26 protein-coding genes and 1 pseudogene are annotated in these 23142 nt (G+C 64.4%); 14 read left to right on the forward strand and 13 right to left on the reverse strand.

Annotation, left to right across the window (positions count from 1 at the left end; genetic code table 11):
- Nucleotides 1-39 precede the first annotated feature (39 nt).
- Entirely contained in the window at nucleotides 40-711 is a 672-nt protein-coding gene (locus KTJ87_RS09585) for a CPBP family intramembrane glutamic endopeptidase (protein ID WP_267138896.1), read from the forward strand.
- 12 nt (nucleotides 712-723) lie between these two features.
- Here KTJ87_RS09585 and KTJ87_RS09590 read toward each other — a convergent pair whose 3' ends face one another.
- Nucleotides 724-1980, reverse strand: coding sequence for an SAM-dependent methyltransferase (locus tag KTJ87_RS09590; protein ID WP_267138897.1), 1257 nt, complete (start codon nucleotides 1978-1980; stop codon nucleotides 724-726).
- Between the two features lie 320 nt (nucleotides 1981-2300).
- Between KTJ87_RS09590 and aspS the strand changes: the two genes are divergently transcribed.
- Entirely contained in the window at nucleotides 2301-4268 is a 1968-nt protein-coding gene (aspS, locus tag KTJ87_RS09595) for an aspartate--tRNA ligase (protein WP_267138898.1), read from the forward strand.
- Nucleotides 4269-4273: 5 nt separating this feature from the next.
- On the opposite strand, the pseudogene KTJ87_RS18160 reads toward aspS, so the two are convergent.
- A pseudogene (locus KTJ87_RS18160) lies at nucleotides 4274-5038 on the reverse strand (DpnI domain-containing protein).
- A gap of 385 nt (nucleotides 5039-5423) precedes the next feature.
- Here KTJ87_RS18160 and KTJ87_RS09600 point away from each other — a divergent pair.
- Entirely contained in the window at nucleotides 5424-6143 is a 720-nt protein-coding gene (locus KTJ87_RS09600) for a GNAT family N-acetyltransferase (protein ID WP_267138899.1), read from the forward strand.
- On the opposite strand, the gene KTJ87_RS09605 is transcribed toward KTJ87_RS09600, so the two are convergent.
- Nucleotides 6140-6862, reverse strand: a complete 723-nt coding sequence (locus tag KTJ87_RS09605) for a response regulator (RefSeq protein WP_267138900.1) — start codon at nucleotides 6860-6862, stop codon at nucleotides 6140-6142. The genes KTJ87_RS09600 and KTJ87_RS09605 overlap by 4 nt on opposite strands.
- 139 nt (nucleotides 6863-7001) lie before the next feature.
- On the opposite strand from KTJ87_RS09605, the gene mce reads away from it, so the two are divergent.
- The gene (mce, locus tag KTJ87_RS09610; protein WP_267138901.1) at nucleotides 7002-7406 is read left to right on the forward strand and encodes a methylmalonyl-CoA epimerase; all 405 of its coding nucleotides are present in this window, start codon (nucleotides 7002-7004) and stop codon (nucleotides 7404-7406) included.
- Nucleotides 7406-7678: a DUF1467 family protein gene (locus tag KTJ87_RS09615; RefSeq protein ID WP_267138902.1), complete on the forward strand. Its 273-nt coding sequence runs from the start codon at nucleotides 7406-7408 to the stop codon at nucleotides 7676-7678. The genes mce and KTJ87_RS09615 overlap by 1 nt, the downstream gene beginning before the upstream one ends.
- Here KTJ87_RS09615 and KTJ87_RS09620 read toward each other — a convergent pair.
- From KTJ87_RS09620 to KTJ87_RS09630, 3 genes are read right to left on the reverse strand one after another with little or no spacing between them, the layout of a single operon-like run.
- On the reverse strand, nucleotides 7656-8354 hold the full coding sequence (locus KTJ87_RS09620; RefSeq protein WP_267138903.1) for an EI24 domain-containing protein: 699 nt from the start codon (nucleotides 8352-8354) through the stop codon (nucleotides 7656-7658). The two genes, KTJ87_RS09615 and KTJ87_RS09620, sit on opposite strands and share 23 nt — an antisense overlap.
- Nucleotides 8351-8929, reverse strand: coding sequence for a nitroreductase family protein (locus KTJ87_RS09625; protein WP_267138904.1), 579 nt, complete (start codon nucleotides 8927-8929; stop codon nucleotides 8351-8353). Before KTJ87_RS09625 ends, KTJ87_RS09620 begins: the two co-directional genes overlap by 4 nt.
- Nucleotides 8930-8971: 42 nt before the next feature.
- Nucleotides 8972-10096: a class II histone deacetylase gene (locus tag KTJ87_RS09630; protein WP_267138905.1), complete on the reverse strand. Its 1125-nt coding sequence runs from the start codon at nucleotides 10094-10096 to the stop codon at nucleotides 8972-8974.
- Nucleotides 10097-10168: 72 nt separating this feature from the next.
- Here KTJ87_RS09630 and KTJ87_RS09635 point away from each other — a divergent pair, with 72 nt between their 5' ends.
- Nucleotides 10169-10417: a DUF167 domain-containing protein gene (locus tag KTJ87_RS09635; protein WP_267138906.1), complete on the forward strand. Its 249-nt coding sequence runs from the start codon at nucleotides 10169-10171 to the stop codon at nucleotides 10415-10417.
- Between the two features lie 4 nt (nucleotides 10418-10421).
- On the opposite strand, the gene KTJ87_RS09640 is transcribed toward KTJ87_RS09635, so the two are convergent.
- Nucleotides 10422-10661 (reverse strand): hypothetical protein, encoded by a 240-nt coding sequence (locus KTJ87_RS09640; protein ID WP_267138907.1) that lies wholly within the window; start codon nucleotides 10659-10661, stop codon nucleotides 10422-10424.
- A 152-nt stretch (nucleotides 10662-10813) separates the two neighbouring features.
- Between KTJ87_RS09640 and KTJ87_RS09645 the strand changes: the two genes are divergently transcribed.
- From KTJ87_RS09645 to KTJ87_RS09660, 4 genes are all read left to right on the forward strand, one after another.
- Entirely contained in the window at nucleotides 10814-11518 is a 705-nt protein-coding gene (locus tag KTJ87_RS09645) for a M48 family metallopeptidase (RefSeq protein WP_267138908.1), read from the forward strand.
- A gap of 76 nt (nucleotides 11519-11594) precedes the next feature.
- A complete protein-coding gene (locus tag KTJ87_RS09650; RefSeq protein ID WP_267138909.1) occupies nucleotides 11595-11852 on the forward strand; it encodes a DUF6455 family protein in 258 nt (85 codons plus the stop codon).
- A gap of 4 nt (nucleotides 11853-11856) precedes the next feature.
- Nucleotides 11857-12111 (forward strand): DUF6455 family protein, encoded by a 255-nt coding sequence (locus tag KTJ87_RS09655; protein ID WP_267138910.1) that lies wholly within the window; start codon nucleotides 11857-11859, stop codon nucleotides 12109-12111.
- Nucleotides 12108-12332: a DUF6455 family protein gene (locus KTJ87_RS09660; RefSeq protein WP_267138911.1), complete on the forward strand. Its 225-nt coding sequence runs from the start codon at nucleotides 12108-12110 to the stop codon at nucleotides 12330-12332. The genes KTJ87_RS09655 and KTJ87_RS09660 overlap by 4 nt, the downstream gene beginning before the upstream one ends.
- On the opposite strand, the gene cutA is transcribed toward KTJ87_RS09660, so the two are convergent.
- Genes cutA through rimO form a run of 3 tightly spaced genes read right to left on the reverse strand, consistent with a single transcriptional unit; the run spans nucleotide 12329 to nucleotide 14766 of the window.
- On the reverse strand, nucleotides 12329-12646 hold the full coding sequence (gene cutA / locus KTJ87_RS09665; protein ID WP_267138912.1) for a divalent-cation tolerance protein CutA: 318 nt from the start codon (nucleotides 12644-12646) through the stop codon (nucleotides 12329-12331). The two genes, KTJ87_RS09660 and cutA, sit on opposite strands and share 4 nt — an antisense overlap.
- Nucleotides 12643-13392 carry a hypothetical protein gene (locus KTJ87_RS09670; protein ID WP_267138913.1) on the reverse strand — a complete coding sequence of 250 codons (750 nt, stop codon included), beginning with the start codon at nucleotides 13390-13392 and terminating at the stop codon, nucleotides 12643-12645. The genes cutA and KTJ87_RS09670 overlap by 4 nt, the downstream gene beginning before the upstream one ends.
- 9 nt (nucleotides 13393-13401) lie before the next feature.
- Nucleotides 13402-14766, reverse strand: a complete 1365-nt coding sequence (rimO, locus tag KTJ87_RS09675) for a 30S ribosomal protein S12 methylthiotransferase RimO (protein WP_267138914.1) — start codon at nucleotides 14764-14766, stop codon at nucleotides 13402-13404.
- Nucleotides 14767-14907: 141 nt separating this feature from the next.
- Here rimO and KTJ87_RS09680 point away from each other — a divergent pair, with 141 nt between their 5' ends.
- Complete coding sequence (locus KTJ87_RS09680) at nucleotides 14908-16947, forward strand: AsmA family protein (protein WP_267138915.1); 2040 nt, start codon at nucleotides 14908-14910, stop codon at nucleotides 16945-16947.
- Between the two features lie 57 nt (nucleotides 16948-17004).
- Here KTJ87_RS09680 and KTJ87_RS09685 read toward each other — a convergent pair whose 3' ends face one another.
- Nucleotides 17005-17574: a GcrA family cell cycle regulator gene (locus tag KTJ87_RS09685; protein WP_267138916.1), complete on the reverse strand. Its 570-nt coding sequence runs from the start codon at nucleotides 17572-17574 to the stop codon at nucleotides 17005-17007.
- A 119-nt stretch (nucleotides 17575-17693) separates the two neighbouring features.
- On the opposite strand from KTJ87_RS09685, the gene KTJ87_RS09690 reads away from it, so the two are divergent.
- Nucleotides 17694-18497 carry an ABC transporter permease gene (locus KTJ87_RS09690; RefSeq protein ID WP_267138917.1) on the forward strand — a complete coding sequence of 268 codons (804 nt, stop codon included), beginning with the start codon at nucleotides 17694-17696 and terminating at the stop codon, nucleotides 18495-18497.
- An 81-nt stretch (nucleotides 18498-18578) separates the two neighbouring features.
- On the opposite strand, the gene KTJ87_RS09695 is transcribed toward KTJ87_RS09690, so the two are convergent.
- Nucleotides 18579-19679, reverse strand: coding sequence for a hypothetical protein (locus KTJ87_RS09695; protein WP_267138918.1), 1101 nt, complete (start codon nucleotides 19677-19679; stop codon nucleotides 18579-18581).
- A 173-nt stretch (nucleotides 19680-19852) separates the two neighbouring features.
- Complete coding sequence (locus KTJ87_RS09700; protein WP_267138919.1) at nucleotides 19853-21073, reverse strand: GSCFA domain-containing protein; 1221 nt, start codon at nucleotides 21071-21073, stop codon at nucleotides 19853-19855.
- Nucleotides 21074-21427: 354 nt separating this feature from the next.
- Between KTJ87_RS09700 and KTJ87_RS09705 the strand changes: the two genes are divergently transcribed.
- Entirely contained in the window at nucleotides 21428-22609 is a 1182-nt protein-coding gene (locus tag KTJ87_RS09705; RefSeq protein ID WP_267138920.1) for an aspartate aminotransferase family protein, read from the forward strand.
- Nucleotides 22599-23087, forward strand: a complete 489-nt coding sequence (locus tag KTJ87_RS09710; RefSeq protein WP_267138921.1) for a GNAT family N-acetyltransferase — start codon at nucleotides 22599-22601, stop codon at nucleotides 23085-23087. The genes KTJ87_RS09705 and KTJ87_RS09710 overlap by 11 nt, the downstream gene beginning before the upstream one ends.
- Nucleotides 23088-23142 lie beyond the last annotated feature (55 nt).

Consider the following 23142-nt stretch of genomic DNA (forward strand, 5'->3'; position numbering starts at 1 on the left):
CTATCTATGGGTGCGACCCGCCGCTGCCGAGACGCCCCGATGAGCCTTGCCCATATCCGCGCCCCCGCCGCAACCCGCGCCCGGCTGATCGCCGAATTCTGCGCGTTCTATCTTGCGGCGCCGATGATTTTGGCGCTGGTGTTGCCGCCGTCGATGATGTTCCCGGCGCTGTTCGGCGTCACCGCGCTTGGGCTGGTCCTTTTGCACCTGACGCCGGGCTTTCACTGGTCTGATTTGACGCGCGGCCTGCGCGAGGTGTCGCTGGCCTTTGTCGTGCTGGGCACGCTGGCGACGCTGGCCGTGGGATACGCCGTGATGGTCCTGACCGCACCCGAGGCGTTGTGGCTGCTGTTGCGCGCGAACCCTGGCCTGATGCTGATGATCGCGCTGCTGTATCCGGTGCTGTCGGCCCTGCCGCAGGAGATCGTGTTCAGGCCGCTGTTCTTCCGCCGCTATGGCACGCTTCTGCCGGGCGATGTGCGCGCGCAGGTGGTGCTGAACGCCGCCGTCTTTTCGCTGGCGCACCTGATGTACTGGAACTGGATCGTCGCGGCGATGACGTTCTCGGGCGGGCTGGCCTTTGCCTATGCCTACCGCGTGCGCCGCAACTTCCCCGAGGCGGTGCTGCTGCACAGCCTTGCCGGGATCGTCGTCTTTGCGCTGGGGCTTGGCGTGTACTTCTATTCCGGCAACGTCGTGCGCCCGTTCTAGGGCGCAGCCGCGCTATTCGGCGGCCTGCGGTGCGGTGGCCTTTTGCGGCGCTGCCCCGGCAGAGACATCGTCGCGGTAGAGATAGTCGCGGGTCAGCGGCACGGCGTCCTGCCTGCGGGCCAGCTGGAACTGGAACACGCATTGCCGGTTCAGCCGGAAGGTCAGTTCGGAGGCCAGCAGGTAATACCGCCACATCCGGCAGAATCGCTCATCATAGATCTCGCGCGCGCGGTCGATGTTGACCACGAACCGTTCGTGCCAATGCTTCAGCGTCTCGGCATAGTGCAGGCGCCAGACCTCGACGTCGGTTGGATAAAGGTCTGCCTTCTCGACCGCCGCCATCGCTTCGGACATCGCAGGGATGTAGCCGCCCGGAAAGATGTACTTGGCGATCCAGGGGCTTGTCGCGCCGGGGGGCGTGGCGCGCCCGATGGTATGGATCAGCGCGACGCCGTCTGGCGTCAGCTTGTCCTTCACATGCCGGAAATACTCGCGGTAATGCGGCGCGCCGACATGCTCGAACATGCCGACCGACACGATGCGGTCAAAGCTGTCCTGCACATTGCGGTAATCGGTCAGACGGAATTCGACGCGGTCCGAAAGCCCGGCCTCTTCTGCGCGGCGCGTGGCGACCTTGTGCTGTTCCTCGGACAGGGTGACGCCCAGCACCTTGGCGCCATAGTCGCGCGCCAGCGTGATCCCCATGCCGCCCCAGCCGCAGCCGATGTCCAGCACCTTCATCCCCGGCTCGATCAGCAGCTTGCCCGCGATGTGGTTCTTCTTGTCGATCTGCGCCTGTTCCAGGCTGACATCGGGCGCGCGGAAATAGGCGCAGGAGTATTGCTTGTCGGCGTCGAGAAAGAGGTCATACAGCTCGCCCGACAGGTCATAATGATGCGCGACGTTCTTCTGCGCCTTGCCGACGGGGTTGTATTGCTGCGCCCATCGCACCAGCGCGCGCAGGTGGTTGCCAAGGGTGTGCACGTTGAACCGGCCGAAGGTCTTGGCCGAGTTGCGGATCGCCAGCGTCAGGAACCCGCGCAGGTCGTCATCCTCGATGACGAAGGTGCCCTCCATATAGCCCTCGCCAACGCCAAGGTCCGGGCTCATCATGATCCGGCGCGGCAGGGCGGGGTCCTTGATCGTCACGCGGATCGGTGTTCCGGTGCCATCACCGTAGCGGGTGACGGCGCCATCCGGCATCTCGACGATCAGCGTGCCCGAGGTGATGATCTGCCCGATGGCGCGATCGAAAAGCGTGTTCCACATTGCCACCACTCCTTGCAGGGGGGGCGCTTGGGCCCCGCAAGAGACCGCGGGTCATCGGCTCCGGCCGTCACTGACGCCGCGTTTTCCCTCAAATCTGCGACATTCTGTCTGGAAATCAAGCCGTTTCGGGCAAGATGCCGTTGGGGCATCCGGCGCCGCCGCCCGAAAATCAGGCAGCCCCCCGGACTTGCGCCGTCGCCAGTTGCGCGCGGAAACACCGTCCGCCTTGACGTTGTGGCGCGCGCGCCTTGACTTCCCGGCCCCGTCACGGTGTATCGGCCCGGCGCCCCGCACGCCTTGCTGAACAGGACATTTTCGCCATGCACGCCTATCGCAGCCACACCTGCGCCGACCTTCGCCATGACAACGTGGGCGAGACCGTTCGCCTTGCCGGATGGGTCCACCGCGTCCGCGACCACGGCGGCGTGCTGTTCATCGACCTGCGCGACCACTACGGCATCACGCAGGTGCTGTGCGATCCCGACAGCCCGGTTTTTGCGCAGGCCGAGAAGGTCCGCTCGGAATACTGCATCCGCATCGACGGCACCGTGAAGGCGCGCGACGCCAGCCTCGTGAACACCAAGATCCCCACCGGCGAGATCGAGGTCTACATCCGCGACATCGAGATCCTCGGCGCCGCCGAGGAACTGCCGCTGATGGTGTTCGGCGATCAGGAATACCCCGAGGAAACGCGCCTTCGCTACCGCTTCCTCGACCTGCGCCGCACCAAGCTGCACGAGAACATGATGCTGCGCAGCCGCGTCGTTGCCGACCTGCGCCAGCGCATGTGGGGGCAGGGGTTCACCGAGTTCCAGACGCCGATCATCACCGCCTCGTCCCCCGAGGGCGCGCGCGACTTCCTGGTGCCGTCGCGCCTGCATCCCGGCAAGTTCTACGCGCTGCCGCAGGCCCCCCAGCAGTTCAAGCAGCTGATCATGGTGTCGGGCTTCGACAAGTATTTCCAGATCGCGCCCTGTTTCCGCGACGAAGACCCGCGCGCCGACCGCTCGCCCACCGATTTCTACCAGCTTGACCTCGAGATGAGCTTTGTGACGCAGGACGACGTGTTCGCCGCCATCCAACCGGTTATCCGGGGCATGTTCGAGCAGTTTGGCGGCGGCCGCAAGGTCGATGCCGAGTGGCCGCAGATCACCTATGCCGACGCGCTGGCGAAATACGGCACCGACAAGCCCGACCTGCGCAATCCGATTCAAATGCAGGTCGTGTCAGAGCATTTCCGCGACTCTGGCTTTGCGATCTTCGCCAAGCTTCTGGAGCAGGACGGCACCGAGATCCGCGCTATCCCTGCGCCCACGGGCGGCAGCCGCAAGTTCTGTGACCGCATGAACGCCTTTGCCCAGAAAGAGGGCCTGCCGGGCATGGGGTATATCTTCTGGCGTCCGAAGACCGAGGAGACGGTAGACGAGGAGTTTCTACAACGAATTGCCTCAGTTTATGGTGATGCTGTGGCTGAGTCTGGCGGGACACCTATCCGTAAGAACCAGCCAATTTCCGCCATCGACAGCAAGTTGTTGGCAAGGATGCTCGAAAAGATCCAAGAGAGCGGAGACTTGGACAGCGTTGCTGCCCTATGGTCGAAGTATATGGAGGCCGCCGGCCCCCTCGCCAAGAACATCGGACCCGAGCGGACCGAGGCGATCCGCCAGCAGCTTGGCCTTGGCGTCGGCGACGCGGCGTTCTTCCTTGGCGGCAAGCCGGATGCGTTCCAGCGGGTCGCGTCCAAGGCGCGCGACACCATCGGCGAGGAGCTGGGCCTGACGGACAAGGACCGCTTCGCCTTTGCCTGGATCGTCGATTTCCCGATGTACGAGAAGGACGAGGAAACCGGCGCGATCGACTTTTCGCACAATCCGTTCTCGATGCCGCAAGGCGGGATGGACGCGCTGAACGGCGACCCGCTGGACGTGCTCGGCTATCAGTATGACTTGGCCTGCAACGGCTATGAACTGATCTCGGGCGCGATCCGGAACCACCGCCCCGACATCATGTTCAAGGCGTTCGAGGTTGCGGGCTATGGCCGCGACGAGGTGGAAAAGCGCTTCGGCGGCATGGTCAACGCCTTCCGCTACGGCGCCCCGCCCCACGGCGGCTGTGCGGCGGGCATCGACCGGATGGTGATGCTGCTGGCCGACGAGGCGAACATCCGCGAGGTCATCATGTTCCCGATGAACCAGCGCGCCGAAGACCTGATGATGGGCGCCCCGTCCGAGCCGATGAACGAGCAACTCCGCGAACTGGGCCTGCGCGTCCTGCCGCGAGAGGAGTGATGGGGCTACAGCCTGCGATACCTTCCGCCACCAAGGAATGCGATGTGCCCGTTGTCGCGAAGTACTTGTAACTGTTGACGTATCTTCGGACGGACGTTAGCGTTTTCTGGATAGAGAAGAGTCAAGTGATGCTCGAAAGCATACACGTCTGATATTGAGAACTCGCCTGTCCCGCACTGGTCTACACAGCGCATTACGTCGACTAGCCAACCTCTCGCGGCCCCTGTCCGATTGCCGACAAAGTAGGTGCGCTTCCAATCATCAAGAACTTGGTGTCTTGGCCTAATGATGCCATTTTCGATGATCGGTATTCTGCCAGATTGCGGGATCTGACCTAGCAGTATGTTTGACCCTATCCATCCTGCGCGACGCGCAGTCGCCTTTAATGGCGGTCTCTTCTCGACAACGGATTGAACAAAGAAGCGCTTTGGCACAACAAACATGTTGTCTACGGTTCGCTCATTGCGATCTTACTGAAGTAAGATCAAGTTTGGTGAGGAATCTGACGCTAGACGTTCCATTTTCGTTCGAAATGCGCCGTTTGCAATCTTTCGACCAAACTTCCGGGTTTGGCTCTTGAGTTCGTATTGATCACCGCAATCTGCGCAATAAAAGTCCGCGACAGGTCGATTGGCCGTGAAGCGCGATAGCTTGGAATTGCCACAGTTCGGGCAATACATCCACCGGGCGGCCCAATTTTCTGTGTCATAGCGAGCGACTTGCGTGGCGCCATGGAATTGTTGTGGCGCTTCCTCAAACCCTCGTTTCATACGGTATTTCTGAAGAGGACTGTCGATTTAGAGAATCGAATGGCGTTCTCAAATTTGACGAAGCTCGCAAGCTTCTCGTACTTTGGATCATCCTCAGCATCACGCTTTGAAACTGAGACAGAATATCGACCAGTCTCAGCAGGGGAAACAAGGATGGAAAGGTCGTCGGTTCCTGCAGGGGAAACATCAGAGCATCCGCAAGCCGGACAACGACTATCGCAAGCACAGGACCATTCTTCGTCCCATACTTCGCAACAGGTTGGGCATTCGTAGTAAATTGCTAACCAAGCCATGAAATGGCCCCTTTCCTTCAAGGCGTTGGCAAATAATATGTTTCTCTTGAATGTGCCCATACTTTCGAAGTTTGTCGAGGAATGATTCGCTGATGCCCCACCCCGCCGACGCACCGCTTGTTCCCGGCTGGACGCCGCCGCCCCTGCCGGGGCCGGACGTCATGGAGGGGCGCCTCGCGCGGCTCGAGCGGCTTGGGGTCCGGCACGCGGCTGCGCTGCATGCGGCGAACGCGGAGGACGATGCGATCTGGAAATGGCTGCCCTACGGTCCGTTCGGCACCGAAGCCGCCTATCTGGACTGGATGCAGGACAGCGCCCTTGGCGCCGATCCGATGTTCTATGCCATCATGGACCGCACGACCGGGCAGTGGGGCGGGGTCGCCAGTTATCTGCGGATCACCCCCGCGGCAGGCAGCATCGAGGTCGGGCACATCAATTTCGCGCCGGCCTTGCAGCGCACCCCCGCCGCGACCGAGGCGATGTACCTGATGATGAGGTGGGCCTTTGGCGCCGGGTATCGCCGCTATGAATGGAAGTGCAATGCGCTGAACCTTGGCTCGCGCCGGGCGGCGCAGCGGCTTGGCCTGTCTTACGAGGGCATCTTTCGGCAGGCCGCCGTGGTGAAGGGGCGCAACCGCGACACCGCGTGGTTTGCCGCCATCGATGCCGAATGGCCTGCCCTGCAAGCCGCCTTCAAGACCTGGCTCGACCTTGCGAATTTCGACGCGGAGGGGCGCCAACGTCAGTCCCTTTCGGAGCTGACCGCGCCGATCCTTGTGGCGCGCGACCCCGCGCTAGCAGGACGCGGCTAGACGGCCGCGCGGCGCGACAGGCGATCCTGCAAGAGCCCCGCGACCCGCGCCATGTCGCCCAGCATCGGGGCGCCGCGTTCGTGGCGGCGGCGCAGGGTGGTCGCCGCGGTCTCAAGATCGGTATCCTGCGCGGCGCGGCCCAGCCCGGTCAGGAACTGCGCGACGTAGTCGATGCTGTGATCGAGATCCTGTCCGCCGATCATCTCGACCACGCGGGCATAATCATCGTGCAGGGCCATGACATCCGGCGCCACCGTTTCGTGCGAAATCTTGCGCGGGCCATTTGGGCGATAGTCGGGCGGCAGCGCGCCCAGCAGGGTTTCCTGAAACGCCCCCAGATCGCCAAGCGGTTTTGCCAGGGCGGCATTGGCACCCGCCATGAGCGCGGTGCTCAGCGCGGTATCCTCACCGCTCATCGCGATGATCGCGGGGATGCGCGGCTCGGACCGGTTCAGCCGCTCGATCAGGTCGAGCCCCGAGCCATCCGGCAACCCCACATCGACCAGGATCACGGTCGGGCGGTAGACCTTGAGGTGGCGATCTGCGGCGGCAAGGCTGTCGGCGCGGCGCAGCCGTGCGCCTGAACGCAGGCACAAGAGCCTGACCGCTTCAGATGCGTATCGGCTGTCCTCGACCACCAGCACGGTGATCCCGGCCAGCGGGCGGTCGGCGGTCGGACGGGTGCAGGGCGCAAGATCCAGCGGGTTCGAATCGGGCATGGCAGTGTCCTCAATCACGATATTCAGAGGCTAGACGCCCCATCGTGAACGAGTGGTTAAGGGGCGCGGCGTCACGTCTCTTGCAGGGGCCGTGCCATCCCGACATAACGCCCGCACCACGATGAAAAGGACCCGCCCCATGATCGGACGCCTGAACCATGTCGCCATCGCCGTGCCCGACCTCGATGCGGCCTCGGCGCTCTATCGTGACACGCTGGGCGCCGATGTCGGCGCGCCGCAGGACGAACCCGACCACGGCGTGACGGTCGTGTTCATCGAACTGCCGAACACCAAGATCGAACTGCTGTATCCCTTGGGCGAGGACAGTCCGATCCGCGGCTTTCTCGACAAGAACCCGTCGGGCGGCATCCACCATGTCTGCTACGAGGTCGACGACATCCTTGCGGCGCGCGACCGGCTGAAGGCGCAGGGCGCGCGGGTGCTGGGTGACGGCGAGCCGAAGATCGGCGCACACGGCAAGCCGGTCCTGTTCCTGCACCCCAAGGATTTCACCGGAACCCTCGTCGAGCTGGAGCAGGTCTGATGGGCCCCGTCTCTGGTCTCGTTCTTTACGCGGTCATCTGGTTCATGACGCTGTTCGTGCTTCTGCCCATCGGGCTGCGCACACAAGGCGACGAGGGCAAGATCGAGCCCGGCACCCATGCCGGATCGCCCGCGAACCTGAACCTGAGGCGCAAGTTCCTGCAGACCTCGATCATCGCCTTCGTGGTCTGGGCGATCATCGCAGGCGTCATCGTCACCGGACTGGTGACGGTTGACGACATCGACATGTTCAACCGGATGGGCGAGACCTGAGCCGGTGAAACAGGTGCGTGAAGGTCGCGGCGCCCAGCACCGGGACCAACAGGTTCACCACCGGAATTGTCAGCGGCACCGCCATCAGCGCCCCGGCCAGCCATATCTGTAGCCCGTGGCGGGCGCGCAGGCGCTTGGCCTCGGGCGGAGGCATCCGGCGCAGGGCGACAAGCTGAAAATACTCGCGGCCCAGAAGAAAGCCGTTCAGCGACCAGAAGATCAGCGGCGCGAACGGGGCGAGGAACAGGTAAAGCACCAGCGCGACGACGTTCGCGGCGATGACCGTGCCAAGGAACGCAAGGCTCTGACTCAGGTTCTCGGCCAGGCCAAAGCGGATCGGCGGGGGCAGGCCGGGGTAGTGCGACTGTTCCACGGCGTCTGCCACATCGTCGAGAAAGATCCCGGTGAAGGCCGAAGCGACAGGCACCATCAGGAACACCGACAGCCCCATCATCAGGATCACCGACGCGCCCGAGGCGATGTCGTCGACCCATGTGATCTCGCCAATCCAGGGAAGGCTGAAGCTGTCGGGCAACAGCAGCCCGACGCCCCAGAAGGTCAGTGCATAGACGGCGACCAGCAGGGCCAGCGTCAGGCCGAGGCCCTTGGCCAGCACGCCCCGGAACCGCGGATCGCCAAGCTGCGCCAGTGCCTTGAGGAAATCCGACAGTATCAAGACGTGGCCCAGGTGGTGATGGCATCCAAGTCGGGGCGCGGGCGCTCTGGCGGCGGGTTCGTCTCGGTCCCGATGTGGATCAGGCCCGCAATGCGCTCGTTCTCGGCCAGACCAAAGCCTTCGGCCATGAAGCGGCGGTCATGGCTTGGCCAGCCCGACAGCCAGTTCGCGCCCCAACCCGCCGCCAGTGCCGCGTTCAGCAGCGCCAGGCAGACCGCGCCTGCCGAATAGGTCAGTTCCAGCGCCGGGATCTTGCCGGACGGCTTTTGCACCTCGACCACGGCCACGGCAAGATGCCCGTCGGCGTATTGCGAGCGGGCCTTGGCGACGTCCTCCTCGGCCTTGCCGAGGGCCGGGCCATGCGCCACCACCAGTGCGGCAAGACGGTCCAGCGCGGGCTTCTCCAGCACGATGAAGCGCCACGGCTCCAGCTTGCCGTGATCCGGCGTGCGGGCGGCGGCGGTCAGGATGGGCCGCAAGTCATCGCGGCTTGGCACGGGCGTCGTCAGGGTCTTGGCAGGGCGAGAACGCCGGGTGAGCAGGAAGTCGAGCGCGGCGGGATTGGGTGCGGGCATGGGATACCTTTCTATGCTGGGCCTGATGTCAGACAAAAACAGTCAGGTTTCAAGCCGCTCCAGCCCGAATTGCTGCACATAGTCGTCTACCAGCGCCGCATGGGCGGCATCCATCCGCGCGCCCGGCTGTCGTTTCTCCAGCGTCGCCGCCATCGGATCGGGGGCGGCATGGCCGCTCCCCGACAGTTCCTCGAGCACGGCGTGGCCGCAGAACGGCACATGCACCTCGGAATAGCCGCCCTCATGGACCAGAAGCAGCCGCCCGCCGCACAGATCGTCCGCCGCTTGCATCACCGCACGCGTCATCAGGCGGAACGTCTCGGCGGTGGCCATCATCCGGCCTAAGGGGTCGAAGGCCGACGCATCGTAGCCGCAGGCGACGACGATGGCGTCGGGCCTGAAGGCGCGCAGCTTTGGCAGGATCAGCCGCTCCATCACGTCCATGTAGACCTTGTGACCGCCGCCCGGGGGCAGGGGGATGTTCATGTTCGCGCCTTCTGCGCCCGCGCCGCCCGTTGCCTCGGCCTCGCCGGTGTCGAGCGGATAGTTCCGTTCCTGGTGCACCGAGATGGTCAGGACGTCGGGATCGTCCCAGAACACCGCCTCGGTCCCGTTGCCGTGGTGCACGTCCCAGTCGACGACAGCCACGCGCCGCGCCAACCCGTCCGCCTGCGCCGCGCGTACCGCGACGCCGATGTTGTTGAGCAGGCAGAACCCGTTCGGCCAGTCCGGCAGGCAATGGTGCCCCGGCGGGCGCGACAGGGCATAGGCATTCTGCACCTCGCCCTTCAGCACCGACCGCAGCGCCGCCACCGTCAGACCGGCCGACAGCGCCGCGATCTCGTAGCCGCCGCGCCCAAAGGGCGTGCGCAGGCCGATCTCGCCGCCGCCCGCGTCGGACACCTCTTTGAAGTGGTCAAGGAAGGCGGCGGGGTGCACCCGCTCCAGCGCCCTGCGGTCCGCAGCCTCGGCGCCCTGCATCGCCAGATCACCGGCCAGCCCCGACACCTCGACCAGGTTCTTGAGACGCCGCTTGGTCTCGGGCGCCTCGGGCAACCCGCCCGCGACCATCGGCTGCACCAGCCCGCCCTCGGACATGGTCATCGCATAGCCATAGCCTGCGTGCCAGAAACAGCGTTCGCTCCAGAAAAATCCCGTCCGCGGCATGGTTCCTCCTTGTGGCGTGCTGCGCTGCGAGAGACTAGGCTGCGCGCGTCCGGGGGGAAAGGCCAGACCAGCATGATCGACCTTCGCCACCTTGCTGCGCCCGGCACCTTGTTCGCCGTGCGCGTCACGCCCAAGGCATCGCGCAATGACGTGACCCTGCGCGACGGCAAGATCCGCGTTCAGGTGTCGACGGTGCCGGAAGACGGCAAAGCCACGGCCGAGGTGGTCCGGCTGCTGGCCAAGGCGATCGGCATCCCGAAATCCCGCCTGACGCTGGTGCGCGGCGAGACCTCGCGCGACAAGACGTTCCGGGTGGAATGAGTCCTCAGGATCCGGCGGGCCGCAGCCGGTAGACGCCTTCGGGCAACTTCAGCGCCGCCGACAGGTCGCGCAGCTGCGTCATCGACAGGGTGACCTTCTGCACCGTGTCGCTGACCGGATCGAGCTGTTCCAGCGTCACGCAATCCTCGAAGGCGTTGATGGTAATGTCTTCCTGCAGGTGCGGCGCGCCTTCGTCGACCAGCGTGACGACGGTGGCGTCGAAATCGTGCTCGATGGTGAACATCGCGGGTCTCCCGGCCTTTGGCGTGTGTCCCGTCCAGCCTTGCACGGAGCCGCGGCGGGCGCAAACCGCCGATCACGCGCTTGCCACTGGCACCGGGCGGCGAATTTGCTAGGGTCGCCAGCAACCGCGCACGTCTGCCGAAAGGCCCACGCATGATCCGCCTGATCCTCCCGCTTCTTCTTGTCCTGTCCGCCTGCGCAGTCCCCGCCCCGCCGCCCGCGCCGGGCCCGACATCGCAGCTGCCGCCCGGCGCGCCGCCCTCGGCCCGGCAGGCCGCCGACAATTTCGTCGCCGTGGTGGACCGGGTGGAACCCATCGCAGAGCAGGTCTGCCGCGAGCGCACGCGCGGCGTGGATTGCGATTTCCAGATCGCCGTCGACAGCCGCCCCAACCAGCCGCCGAACGCGTTCCAGACACTGAACGACGCCGGGCGCCCGGTGATCGGCTTTACCGTGGCGCTGATCGCGGACGCGCGGAATCAGGACGAGCTGGCGTTCATCCTCGGGCACGAGGCGGCGCACCATATCGAGGGGCATATCCCGCGCGTGCAGGCCTCTGCGATGCAGGGTGCGCTTCTGGCCGGGGCGCTGGCGACGCTGGGCGGGGCGAATGCCGCCACCGCCGAGCAGGTCAGCCGCCTTGGCGCGCAGGTGGGTGCGCGCAGCTTTGCCAAGGATTTCGAGCTGGAGGCCGACGCGCTCGGCACGGTCATCGCGTATCAGGCGGGCTATGACCCGGCGCGCGGCGCGGAATACTTCACGCGCATTCCCGATCCCGGCAACCGGTTCCTCGGGACGCATCCGCCGAACGGCGACCGGGTCGCGACGGTGCAGCGGGTGTTGTCGCAGATCAGGTGACTTGATCGGGATCAAGGCGCGGCGGTTTCGGGCCGTCCAGTCTGCGGTGAACATCACGCAGAGAGGAGACGCCGAAATGTCGATCATGGAAAAGCTCAACCGCCGTTCCAGCCTGGTGAACCGCATGGCCGACACGGTCGGCGTGGACATGGCCGAGCAGATGATGCGCGCGCATGTCAGCCCTGACGAAGTGCGCGGCGCCGTGTTCCGCTGCATGTCCTGCCGCCAGGACCAGACCTGCGAGGCGTGGATGGATGCGCACCCGCAAGGCGCCGCTGCCGCGCCGGGCTATTGCCGCAACGGCGAGATGCTGGCTCGCCTCGCAACCGGCTGACGGGATGCCGGCCTATTTGCAGGGGCGCGCCTTTCGCGGCGCAGAGGGCATGGCGCGTGCCATCGGACTGCGCCTCGCCGATGCCGTGTCGTCCGGCCTGATCGGGCGGCGCGAAATGTCACGCATCGTTGCACACTGCGCCGACTGCACCCGGACGGAGGCCTGCGCGGCGATGCCGGTGCAGCATCCAGGCGCCGAAGCTGCGCCGGACCATTGCGCCAACCGGCACGAGTTCGACCTGATGAGGGCCGCGCTGTGACCCGCCTTGCCGATCATGCCCACGACTGCCTGATGCAGGGCATGGCGGACAAGCTGGGCGTGGTGGCCGACCGCGCGCCCGATGTGGAGGCGATGGTGACGCGCTGCCGGGCCTGCGTGAAGCACGACGCCTGCATCCTGTGGATGCTCGACCACCCCCGCGCCGAGGCGGCGCCGGGCTATTGCCTGAACGCCGAGGACTTGCTGGCGCTGCGCCCCTAGCCGCCGGTCTCTGTCGCGATCCAGGCGGCGGTGTCCGCGTCGGCCTGAACCCGCGTCCAGGTGATCGCGGGCAGATCATAGGGATGCTCGGCCCGGATCAGCGCGACCAGCCTTTGCGCGCAAGCGTCCCGCGTCTTGAACGCCAGCGCCCATTCCGTGCCGCTGTCCACCGCGCCCTCCCAGTGAAACAGGCTTTTCACCGGACCCTGCAGGTTCGCGCAAGCCGCCAGCCGCGCGGCGATGGCGGCACGGGCAATCGCCTCGGCTGTGGCCTCATCGGGGCAGGTGACATGGAGATCGACGGGGTGGGTCATGTCAGAATCACGGAACTAGAAGAGAATACAGCGCCCGCACCTTGGTGAAGTTGTGCAGCCTCGAGAAGGTCTGATTGACTGCCCAATCCCATAATAGCCAGTTGTGAATCTAGAGACTTTGCCCTGAACTGCATAGGGAGCGCGCCTTCGCCGCGAGCATACTCAAAGCAATCTCCAATTAATTCACGCAGCAACAACCAATCCAAAATTAGCTTAACGTTTAACTCATATTTGTGGTCTGGAATAGTCTTATTTGCATCCGCACTCAGCCGGTCAGTTCTGGAGACACACATCTGAAAATTTCTTATGATTCCAATAAGAGCTTCATTATTCCTATCATGTTCTATGCATGATTTTATTGTATCTATTGAGGATTGTAGTCTATTTGAATTCTTAAGGATCGAAATATTTTCTGGAACGCCCTTATCGAAGGCCAGTGCCTTTATTGTGTTCTCTGCAGAATTCCCTAGGTTGCTGAGGGCTATTGGTAGCGCTGCACGTTCGGCTTCCAGTCTGGCCAATCTCCGTCTTTCCTCCACTTCTTCAGTATTTTTGATCTGACGCGCTATCCCTGAATAGGCATAAAATGCGGAAATAATGGCTACAAATGCTGTAAGTATTGAAGATACTTCGCTGCGCAGCCGGTAGAAAATTTCATATTCTTGAATTGCGCAAAACGAGAACGCCAGGACAGCCCCTATGGTCACGCCTGCTACCGCACCTCGATAAAAGCTTGGGTGGGCCATGAGTTTCTCCTACTGAACAGGTCTACCCCACAAGTCATACTCCCCCGCCTCGTCTACCTCGACCGTCACGATCTCACCCACCGACAGCCCCTCCGTCTCCTCGTCGATGAACAGGCAGCCGTCGATCTCGGGGGCGTCGGCCTTGGTGCGGCAGGTGGCGACGCCGTCTTCGTCGATGTCGTCGACGATCACCTCAAGCCGCGTGCCGACCTTCGCGGCCAGCTTGGCCTCTGAAATCCCTTGGGCCTTTTCCATGAAGCGGGCAAAGCGGTCGTCCTTCACCTCTTCGGGCACATGGTCCGGCAGGGCGTTCGACCGCGCCCCGGCGACGTTTTCGTACTTGAAGCACCCCACGCGGTCGAGTTGCGCCTCGTCCAGCCAGTCCAGCAGCGTCTGGAACTCGGCCTCGGTCTCGCCGGGATAGCCGACAATGAAGGTAGAGCGCAGGGCGATGTCCGGGCAGTCGGCGCGCCAGGCGGCGATCTCGTCCAGCGTGCGCGCGGCAGCGGCGGGGCGGGCCATGCGGCGCAAGGTGTCCGGGTGCGCGTGCTGGAACGGAATGTCGAGATAGGGAAGCACCAGCCCCTCGGCCATCAGCGGGATCAACTCGCGCACATGGGGGTAGGGGTAGACGTAGTGCAGCCGCACCCAGGCGCCGAGTTGCCCCAATTCGCGGGCGAGCGGGATGATGGGCGCCTTGGCGTCGCGGTCCTTCCAGTCGGTCCCGTAGGCCGATGTGTCCTGGCTGATGACCAGAAGCTCCTTCACGCCAGCCTCGACCAGCTTTTCCGCCTCGCGCAGGACGGCCTTTGCCGGGCGCGACTGCAGCTTGCCGCGCATGTCGGGGATGATGCAGAACTTGCAGGCGTGATTGCAGCCCTCGGAAATCTTCAGATAGCTGTAGTGGCGGGGTGTCAGGCTGACCCCCCGCGCGGGCAAAAGGTCGACGAAGGGATCGGGCGAGGGCGGGACGGCGGCATGCACCGCGTCGAGCACCTGTTCATACTGGTGCGGCCCGGTCACGGCGAGGACCTTTGGATGCGCGCCAGTGATGTAGTCGGGTTCGGCCCCCAGACACCCCGTGACGATCACGCGGCCATTCTCGGCAAGCGCCTCGCCGATGGCATCGAGGCTCTCGGCCTTGGCGCTGTCGAGGAATCCGCATGTGTTCACGATCACCGCGTCCGCGCCCGCGTAGTCCGCCGAGATGCCATACCCCTCGGCCCGCAGCCGCGTGAGGATGCGTTCGCTGTCGACCAGCGCCTTGGGACATCCAAGCGAGACCATGCCGATGGTCGGCTGGCCGTCGCGGACGGTGTCGGTGATGCGGGCGCGGGCTTGGTCGGGGCGCAGGTCGGGCGGGTTCTGGGTCATGGCCCGGCAGATACGCGCATCCGGGGCGCGGGAAAAGGCCCTGAAAACGGCGAGGCGATGCCGGTCGCGTGAGCGCGTGACGCTTTCCGCCCGGCGGGGGCGCTGCTAGGCTTTCCTCACGCTCAGGAAAGGACGCCCCCCATGCGCTGGATACTTCGCATTGCCTTTGCCCTCGTGGGCCTTGTCGTCGCTGCCGTGGTTCTGCTGTTCCTTCTGCCCGCCGACCGCATCGCGGCGCTGGCCGAACAGCGCTTCGAGGCCGCGACCGGGCGCACGATGACGCTGTCGGGCGGGGTCAGCCCGACGGTCTGGCCGGTGCTGGGGGTCGAGACGGGGCCAGTCGAGATCGCCAACGCGGAGTGGTCCGACGAAGGCCCGCTCTTGCGCGCCGAGGGGCTGAAGATCGGGGTCGATGCCGCGGCGCTGATCCGGGGCGAGGTGCGCATTCGCGAGGTCACGGCGACGGCGCCCGCGATCATCCTGGAACGGGCCGCCGACGGCACCGGCAACTGGGAAATCGGCGCGGCAGAGCCGGAGGCTGCCCCCACGGGCGATCCGGCGCAGGGTGAGGCGGGCGAAGCGGGGCAAGCCCCCGCCTCGGGCCCGCGTTTCTTCTCGCTCGACGTGGCGCGGATCAGCGATGGGGCGATCCTCTACATCGACCGCCGCGATGGCAGCCGCTCGTCCCTGACGGACATCGACGCAGTGGTGGAGCTGCCCGATTTCAACGGCATCGCCGACCTCGACTTTGCCGCGACAATGAACGGCCAGCGGATCGACACGGTCGCGCGGATCGAGGGGCTGTCGACTTTCCTTGCAAATGGCGCCGTCCCGGTGTCGGTGCGCGGCACGCTGGGATCGGCAGATGTGGACTTTACCGGGCGCGCGGGGCTGGCGCCGCTGGCGGCGTCGGGGCGCATCGACGCCGACCTCGGCGATCTGTCCGGGCCCTTCGCCATCCTCGGCATGACGCCGCCGGGACTGCCGCAGGGGATGGGCCGCACCGTGGCGCTGACGGGTGACATCACCTATACCGCGCAGACCCTGAACATCCGCGATGCGTCGGTCACGCTTGACCAGAACCGGATCGCGCTGGCGGCGGATATCGCGCTGGGCGCGCGGCCCAAGGTGACTGCGCAGGTCACGGCGGGCGATCTGGATCTCTCGGCGCTGGGCGGCGGCAACGCTGCGGCGTCTTCAGGCGGCGGCTCGGGCACGGGCGGCCAAGGCGGGCAGGGCGGCCAAGGCACCACATCCGGACCGACCGGCTGGCCCACGGACCGGATCGACGTCTCGGCGCTGCAGGCTGTCGATCTGGACCTGTCACTGAACGCGGACAGCCTTGATCTGGGGATGCTGCAATTCGGCGCGGCCCGCCTTGTGACGCAACTTGCCGACGGACGCGCCGTTACCGAGATCCAGCAGCTTGCGGGCTACGGCGGCGGATTGTCCGGCAGCCTTGTGGTGAACAGCCGTGGCGGGCTGTCGACGCGGGCGGCGCTGACCGGCCGGGACATCGACATGAACGCGCTTCTGATGGCGCTGGCCGATCTGGACCGGATCGACAGCAGCGGAGACTTCTCGGTCAACCTGCTGGGGGTCGGCAATTCGGTGGACACCCTGATGAAAAGCCTCGAAGGCGACGCGTCGCTGCAACTGACGGGCGGCGAGATCCGCGGCATCGACCTTGACCGGATGCTGCGGAACCTCGACCCCTCTGCCGTCGGGCCGAACATGGCGACGCCGGTCGAGACCGCATCGGCGACCTTTGCCGTTGCGGGCGGCACCGCGCGCACAGAGGACCTGCGCCTTGTCACCCCGGCGGCGTCGGCCAGCGGGCGCGGGACCATCGGGCTGGGGGCGCAAACCATCGACATGCGGATCATCCCGTCGCTGCTGGACGGGCAGGACGACATCAACGTGCCGGTCGTGATCACGGGGCCGTGGTCCGGCCCGCGCGTGTCGCTCGATCTGGCGGCGGCGGCGCAAGAGGAAATCCAGGAAGAGCTCGACAACCTGCGAGGCCAGGCCGAAACCGAGATCCGCAACCGCATCGGACAGGAGCTTGGCGTCGAGGCGCAAGAGGGCGAGACGGCCGAGCAGATCCTGCAGCGCGGGCTGGAAGAACGCGCCACGGAAGGGCTGAACAACCTGTTGGGTGACTTGCTGGGCGGGAACTAGACTGACGCAAAAAGGGGCGCCCGAGTGGGCGCCCCTTTGTCATCCTGTAGCGGCAGCTCAGCGGCGGCGATCGCGGCGCGAGCTCATCGGCTGGAATGCGACGCCCACATGCGCCTCGCAATACGGCTTGCCCTGTTTCACCGGCAGGCCGCAGAAATAGAAATCATCCGTCGCCGGATCGCCGATCGGCCATTTGCAGGTCCGCTCGGTCAACTCCATCAGGCTGATCTTCTTGGCCTTCTTCTCGATCTCGCGCACGCTGGCCAGCGCCTCGGGGCTGATCTCGTTCGCCGAAGGCTGCGGCGGCAAGGGCTGGCCTGCGGGCACGATCTGCTTGCGCGCGATGGGCGCGGGGTCGGGGCGCGGCTCGGGCGCGGCTTCGGCGGGGGCGGCGTCTTCCAGGACCTTCTCCTTTGCGGCGGGCTTGGGCGCCTCGGCCTTTTCCTTGGCGGGCGCGGCGGGCGGCACGGCGGTGCCTTGCGTGCGGTTCGACAGCCCCAGACGGTGCACCTTGCCGATCACCGCGTTGCGGGTCACGCCGCCAAGTTCCTTTGCGATCTGGCTTGCGCTTTGGCCTTCGCCCCACATCTTCTTGAGAAGTTCAACGCGTTCGTCGGTCCAGGACATGGCCGTCTCCAATATCAAGGCGGCCCGGGAACCCCGCGCCGCCTGGTCATCTTGTGTCGGACCCTATTCTAATCACCGCAAGGCGGGATACAAGCCGCGAGCAGTCAAAGGAGGCAACGATGGCCGAAACAGGCACAATGGGCACACGCCGCTTCGGGCGGGTCAACTGGCTGGGGATGTATACCCTGGCGGAACGCGAATGCATGCGGTTCCTGTCGGTGTGGAACCAGACGCTGGCCGCGCCGCTGGTGACGGCGGGTCTGTTCCTTGCGATCTTTGCGCTGGCCATCGGCCCGGCGCGGGGCGAGGTGATGGGCGTGCCCTTTGTCGAATTCCTTGCGCCGGGCATCCTGATGATGACGGTGATCCAGAACGCATTCGCCAACACCTCGTCCTCGATCATGGTGGCGAAGGTGCAGGGCAACATCGTCGACACGCTGATGCCGCCCCTGTCGGCGGGCGAGTTGCTGGTGGGCTACCTGACGGGCGCGGTGGCGCGCGGGCTGTTCGTGGCGGCCGCGATCCTGGTGTTCATGGTGCTGACCGTGGGCGCGGGGCTGGCGAATCCCGCCTGGGTGCTGGTGTTCTCGTTCCTCGGCGCGGCGTTCCTGGGCGCGCTGGGCATCGTCGCGGCGATCTTTGCGACCAAGTTCGACCAGATGGCGGCGATCACCAACTTCATCATCACGCCGCTGTCGTTCCTGTCGGGCACCTTCTATTCGATCGAGACGCTGCCCGCACCGATGCAGGTCATCACCCACCTCAACCCGGTGTTCTACCTCATCGACGGCGTGCGCTACGGGATGCTCGGGGTGTCCGACAGCTCGCCCTGGCTGGGGCTGTTCATCGTGTCGGTGTGCACGGGGCTGGTCTGCACGCTGTGCTGGTGGTGGTTCCGGAGCGGGTACCGGATGAAGAGTTGAGGGGGGGGATTGCGGCGCTTTGATTTCTTGAAGCAGTGGTAATGCAGAAGGAAACGTATCTTCGCTACATCTGTGCGTAGGTCAATCCTCGCTGCCATCAAAGAGTGACGGATGCTCACGTTGCGCATACGCTGTCGTGAAGTCGCCAAGGCGCGCCTTAATTGCATCTGGCGTCAAAGGTTCAGCAAGCTTGGCCCCATTGAACTCTAGCACACGCAAAACACGGCGGTTCTTAGGGCGTCCATCACTGATCTGAAACGCCCACTGCACCTTAAGATTATCCAGAACCTCCACGGGTAAATCTTTCCGCTTCACCAGATGCCAGAACTCAGCGTCGTCAATCACGAAATAGCAGTCCCGACGAACCGAGTCCTTGCCCTTCCATTGACGCGCCTTCTGGTCTTCCTGATCCCAGTTTGGTGAGGTGACGTAGATACCTTCGATTGTGACGGTCCATTCTAGCGGCTCGTCGTCATTTTCCTTTCGGACGGGCTTCTGCGCGCGTTCGGGAAACTGACTACGGGGGATGGGAAAATCGTCGTCGCTTGAAAAGCCAATGCGCCTTACATCGCGATCTTCGATGCAGGCGGCGAAGAAGTCAGATCGAGCGTCTAGGGCGTCAGGTAGGTCACCAAGTTCCATACCAATTTTTCGAAGGTCATCATTGCTCTTTTCGAGCACCCCCTGCGTCATTGCGACAACGATCTTCGCTCCCAAACGGCACGCGGCCTCGTCATCGTCAGGCATAGGCACTGTTGGCTCTAGCGCTTCCTCTCCGTATTGTGGCTCTTCAATTTCTAATACCGTAAACTCTTGCAGGGTTCGAATTCGTTCTTGGTGGTCTTGCCCGAGTTCCATTGCCCAATCGGCTGGCGACTTCCCGGTTAATCCTTCGACATATGCGGACCCTACGTCGCTATTCAGGAACGCAAACACTGTACCAGGCACGGCCAATAGGACGGCTAGTTTAGATAAAAAAGTACCGCTTTCGGGCGGCAGGACTATCAGCTCATAGTCCAAACTACCTTGAAAGAAGGTGCTATTGAATGCCTCAATAACCTTCCTGGTACTCTCCGCCGTTTGAACGAAGGTGTCCAGCTTCAGGAAGTGGTCATCTACATCGAAGTGGATGAAAAATCGATCCGAGCGCGCGTCAAATTCCCATGGCAATACTTCAGTCATATGCCGCCTATCGCCCCACCTATGGTTGAAAACCTAGACCGGCTAAGGCTTCGTAGGCAAGAACTCTTGTTGTCGTCAGATGCTTATGCTCTGCTGCTGGTCTGCGTCATGCTGAGGGATTATTTTGGGTCGCCTGCGGTTTCTTAGCAGAATTCATCCCTTAAACGCCCCCCTCACTCCGCCGCTTCCCGCTCCCCTGTCCACTCCGCGCGCAACTCCATCAGCAGCTCGCGCATCGCGATGTCTTGCTCAACGTCGCGCGACAAGCTTTCCTTGGCCAGCCAGCGGTCGAGCGCTTCGAGCTTGCGGTGGTTGGTGATGCGGTAGAAGTCGCCCGGCATGTTGCCCGCCGACGCCTGCGCCTTGACCCACGCCTCGGCCAGCGACGGTTTCTCGTCCTCGTCGCACCACACATGCTCGAACAGGGTCATGATGTAGTCGAGCGTCGGCTGCGGCGGGTGGCGGCGGTCGGGGCGGTAGGGCAGGCGGAAGACGTCCGTGATGATCTCGTAGGACGGCCAGTAATACAGGTATCCCTCGTCCTGCTTCTCGCGCATGACTTCGTCGATGGCGACGCGCAGCACGGATTTCGACACCGAGTTGGCGGTCAGGCAGGACACGTCGCGGAAGGTGGCGATCAGCGGGATCGGCGACAGGGTGAACAGGATCCTGGCATCCGGGCGGTGCTTGCGGATCAGGTCGTAGATCGCCAGCATGTTGTCCCGGTTTTCCTCGACCGAGGACACCCGGAACTTGTGCCGTTCGGGGTCGTAGACGTCCTTGGGGATGGTGCGCCAGAACACGTTGTTCGTGGGCTCGTCATACCAGACCTCGGACAGCCCGAAGGTCAGGATGAAGAATTCCGTCTCGTCGAAGATCTTCCGGGTCTCCAGCCGGATTTCCTCGTCATAGCCGAATTCCTCGGCCTTGTAGCCGTGCCAGAGCGGTTGCTCGAAGGTCTTGTTTTCCCACGCCCATTCGAACTGCTGACGGATGACAAAGCTGTTCACCATGCCCTCGCCCATGGTGACGACATAGGCCGACTTCGCGTCTTCGGCGTCTTCGCCGCTCTTGTTCAGGACGTTGAAGTTCCGCGCCGACAGCCATTTCGAGATGTTGGTGGCAAAGCACGAGCCAAAGGCGGTGATCTGGGTCGAGGGCTTGAGCATCGGCTTTTCGGGCGCCCAGCCGTGCAGCACGTTGTCGATCACCGCGTTGGTGCCGATCATCTGCGCCTGCTTGGGGTTGAAGTTGGTCGACTCGCCCCGGAACCACGTCCGGTGGTCGCGCGTGGCCTTGGTGGTCTTCTGGAACACGAGGCTTTGGGTGCCGTGTTCGTCCGTCACCAGCATCTCGGTGCCGTCCTTCTTCATCTTGTCGGTCGTTTTCGCCATCGCTCGCCTCGATTTTTTGCCTGGGCGCAAGTCTGGCCCGAGAATATGGCCAATTGTTGAAGGCCACTTGCCCAAAGAATGCCCCGGAGCGGCCATCAACTCAAGCGCTGCGGCTTGCTGCGCGGTCAAATCGCGCTTGCGCGGACCGGGCGCGCGGTCTATCGCTTGCCGCATGGGCATCCAGATCGCATCCTTTCCGATCATCCGACGTAGGCGCACCCGCGTCTGACGACCGGCCCGCGTGCGCGCGGTGACCGCCCCCCGCGCCCTGCGCAAACCGCTTTCCTTCAAAACGTTGACTTGGCCCTGTCGGTCATGCACCTCTCAGAGCCTCCTGTTCCCGAGGATATCTCCATGATCCCGTCGATCCTTCCGACCTACAACCGCGCGCCCCTGACCTTCGTGAAGGGGCAGGGCAGCTGGCTTTTCGAGGAAGGCGGCGCGCGATACCTCGACCTCGGCGCCGGGATCGCCGTGAATGCGCTGGGTCATGCGCACCCGGCGCTGGTCGAGACGCTGAAGACCCAAGGCGAGACGCTGTGGCATGTCTCGAACCTCTACCGCATCCCGCAGCAGGAAGACCTTGCCGACCGTCTGGTCGACGCGACCTTCGCCGATACGGTGTTCTTCACCAACTCGGGCACCGAGGCCTGCGAGCTGGCGGTCAAAATGGCGCGCAAGCATTTCTTTGACGCAGGACAGCCCGAGCGGACCGACATCATCACTTTCTCCGGCTCGTTCCACGGCCGGTCCTCTGCCGGGATCGCGGCTGCCGGGTCCGAGAAGATGACCAAGGGCTTCGCGCCGCTGCTGCCCGGGTTCACCCATCTGGAGTTTGGCGATCATGACGCGCTGCGCGCCGCCATCACCGAGTACACCGCGGCGATCCTGATCGAGCCGGTGCAGGGCGAGGGCGGCATCCGCCCGGTTCCTGACCAGTGTCTCAAGGGCCTGCGCGATCTGTGCGACGAGCATGGCATCCTGCTGATCTTCGACGAGGTGCAATGCGGCATGGGCCGGACCGGCAAGCTGTTCGCCCATGAATGGGCCGGGGTCAGCCCCGACATCATGATGATCGCCAAGGGCATCGGCGGCGGCTTTCCCCTTGGCGCGGTGCTTGCGACCGAAGAGGCGGCGAGCGGCATGACGGCGGGCACCCACGGGTCGACCTATGGCGGCAACCCCTTGGGCTGCGCGGTCGGCGCCAAGGTGATGGAGATCATCGCCGATGCCGAATTCCTGGCCGAGGTGAACCGCAAGGCGGGCCTGCTCAGGCAAAAGCTGGAAGGGCTGGTCGCGGCGCACCCGGACGTCTTTGAGGGCGTGCGGGGATCGGGGCTGATGCTGGGCCTCAAATGCCGCGCGACCAACAGCGATGTGGTCGCCGCAGGCTATGCCGAGCATGTGCTGACGGTGCCTGCGGGGGACAACGTGGTGCGCCTGCTGCCGCCCCTGACCATCACCGACGAGGAGATCGGCGAAGCGGTGGACCGGCTGGGCCGGGCAGCGGCCAGGGTGACGGGCGATGCGGCCTGACTACGGCTTCCGGCCGGTGGCGCGGAGCGATTACCCGCTCTTGCGCCGCTGGCTGGCCGAACCGCATGTGCGCGCCTGGTGGGGCGATCCCGAGGAGGAGATCGCCCTGATCGAGGCGGATATGGACAGCGGCCCGACGGACATGCGCATCGTCACGGTGGACGGCGCGCCCTTTGCCTATGTGCAGGACTATCCGGCGCATCACTGGCCGATGCCGCAATACGAGGCGTTTGCATCCGGTGCGCGCGCGGTCGATACCTTCCTGGGCGAGCCTGCCTTTGCCGGAAAGGGCCACGCCGCCGCCTATCTGCGCGCGAGGGCCGGGGTGTTGCGCGACCGCTTTCCGGCCGTCCTTGTCGATCCAGACCCGGACAATGCCCGCGCGATCCGCGCCTACACGTCAGCGGGGTTTCAGCCCCGCTTCACCGCCCCGTGCGAGGACGGCGACCCTGTTCTGGTGATGGAATACGACCCCTGATCCGGCGGTCCATGATCCGGTCCACCCTTTTTCCTGCCCGCGATACGAGACGACA

This window comes from Anianabacter salinae (assembly GCF_019061145.1).
Lineage (GTDB): Bacteria > Pseudomonadota > Alphaproteobacteria > Rhodobacterales > Rhodobacteraceae > Anianibacter > Anianibacter salinarum.

Coding starts and splice junctions, on each gene's coding strand:
- KTJ87_RS09585 (WP_267138896.1), top strand. CDS start 40: ATGAGCCTTGCCCATATCCGCGCCCCCGCCGCAACCCGCGCCCGGCTG.
- KTJ87_RS09590 (WP_267138897.1), bottom strand. CDS start 1,980: ATGTGGAACACGCTTTTCGATCGCGCCATCGGGCAGATCATCACCTCG.
- aspS (WP_267138898.1), top strand. CDS start 2,301: ATGCACGCCTATCGCAGCCACACCTGCGCCGACCTTCGCCATGACAAC.
- KTJ87_RS09600 (WP_267138899.1), top strand. CDS start 5,424: ATGCCCCACCCCGCCGACGCACCGCTTGTTCCCGGCTGGACGCCGCCG.
- KTJ87_RS09605 (WP_267138900.1), bottom strand. CDS start 6,862: ATGCCCGATTCGAACCCGCTGGATCTTGCGCCCTGCACCCGTCCGACC.
- mce (WP_267138901.1), top strand. CDS start 7,002: ATGATCGGACGCCTGAACCATGTCGCCATCGCCGTGCCCGACCTCGAT.
- KTJ87_RS09615 (WP_267138902.1), top strand. CDS start 7,406: ATGGGCCCCGTCTCTGGTCTCGTTCTTTACGCGGTCATCTGGTTCATG.
- KTJ87_RS09625 (WP_267138904.1), bottom strand. CDS start 8,929: ATGCCCGCACCCAATCCCGCCGCGCTCGACTTCCTGCTCACCCGGCGT.
- KTJ87_RS09630 (WP_267138905.1), bottom strand. CDS start 10,096: ATGCCGCGGACGGGATTTTTCTGGAGCGAACGCTGTTTCTGGCACGCA.
- KTJ87_RS09635 (WP_267138906.1), top strand. CDS start 10,169: ATGATCGACCTTCGCCACCTTGCTGCGCCCGGCACCTTGTTCGCCGTG.
- KTJ87_RS09640 (WP_267138907.1), bottom strand. CDS start 10,661: ATGTTCACCATCGAGCACGATTTCGACGCCACCGTCGTCACGCTGGTC.
- KTJ87_RS09645 (WP_267138908.1), top strand. CDS start 10,814: ATGATCCGCCTGATCCTCCCGCTTCTTCTTGTCCTGTCCGCCTGCGCA.
- KTJ87_RS09650 (WP_267138909.1), top strand. CDS start 11,595: ATGTCGATCATGGAAAAGCTCAACCGCCGTTCCAGCCTGGTGAACCGC.
- KTJ87_RS09655 (WP_267138910.1), top strand. CDS start 11,857: ATGCCGGCCTATTTGCAGGGGCGCGCCTTTCGCGGCGCAGAGGGCATG.
- cutA (WP_267138912.1), bottom strand. CDS start 12,646: ATGACCCACCCCGTCGATCTCCATGTCACCTGCCCCGATGAGGCCACA.
- KTJ87_RS09670 (WP_267138913.1), bottom strand. CDS start 13,392: ATGGCCCACCCAAGCTTTTATCGAGGTGCGGTAGCAGGCGTGACCATA.
- rimO (WP_267138914.1), bottom strand. CDS start 14,766: ATGACCCAGAACCCGCCCGACCTGCGCCCCGACCAAGCCCGCGCCCGC.
- KTJ87_RS09680 (WP_267138915.1), top strand. CDS start 14,908: ATGCGCTGGATACTTCGCATTGCCTTTGCCCTCGTGGGCCTTGTCGTC.
- KTJ87_RS09685 (WP_267138916.1), bottom strand. CDS start 17,574: ATGTCCTGGACCGACGAACGCGTTGAACTTCTCAAGAAGATGTGGGGC.
- KTJ87_RS09690 (WP_267138917.1), top strand. CDS start 17,694: ATGGCCGAAACAGGCACAATGGGCACACGCCGCTTCGGGCGGGTCAAC.
- KTJ87_RS09695 (WP_267138918.1), bottom strand. CDS start 19,679: ATGACTGAAGTATTGCCATGGGAATTTGACGCGCGCTCGGATCGATTT.
- KTJ87_RS09700 (WP_267138919.1), bottom strand. CDS start 21,073: ATGGCGAAAACGACCGACAAGATGAAGAAGGACGGCACCGAGATGCTG.
- KTJ87_RS09705 (WP_267138920.1), top strand. CDS start 21,428: ATGATCCCGTCGATCCTTCCGACCTACAACCGCGCGCCCCTGACCTTC.
- KTJ87_RS09710 (WP_267138921.1), top strand. CDS start 22,599: ATGCGGCCTGACTACGGCTTCCGGCCGGTGGCGCGGAGCGATTACCCG.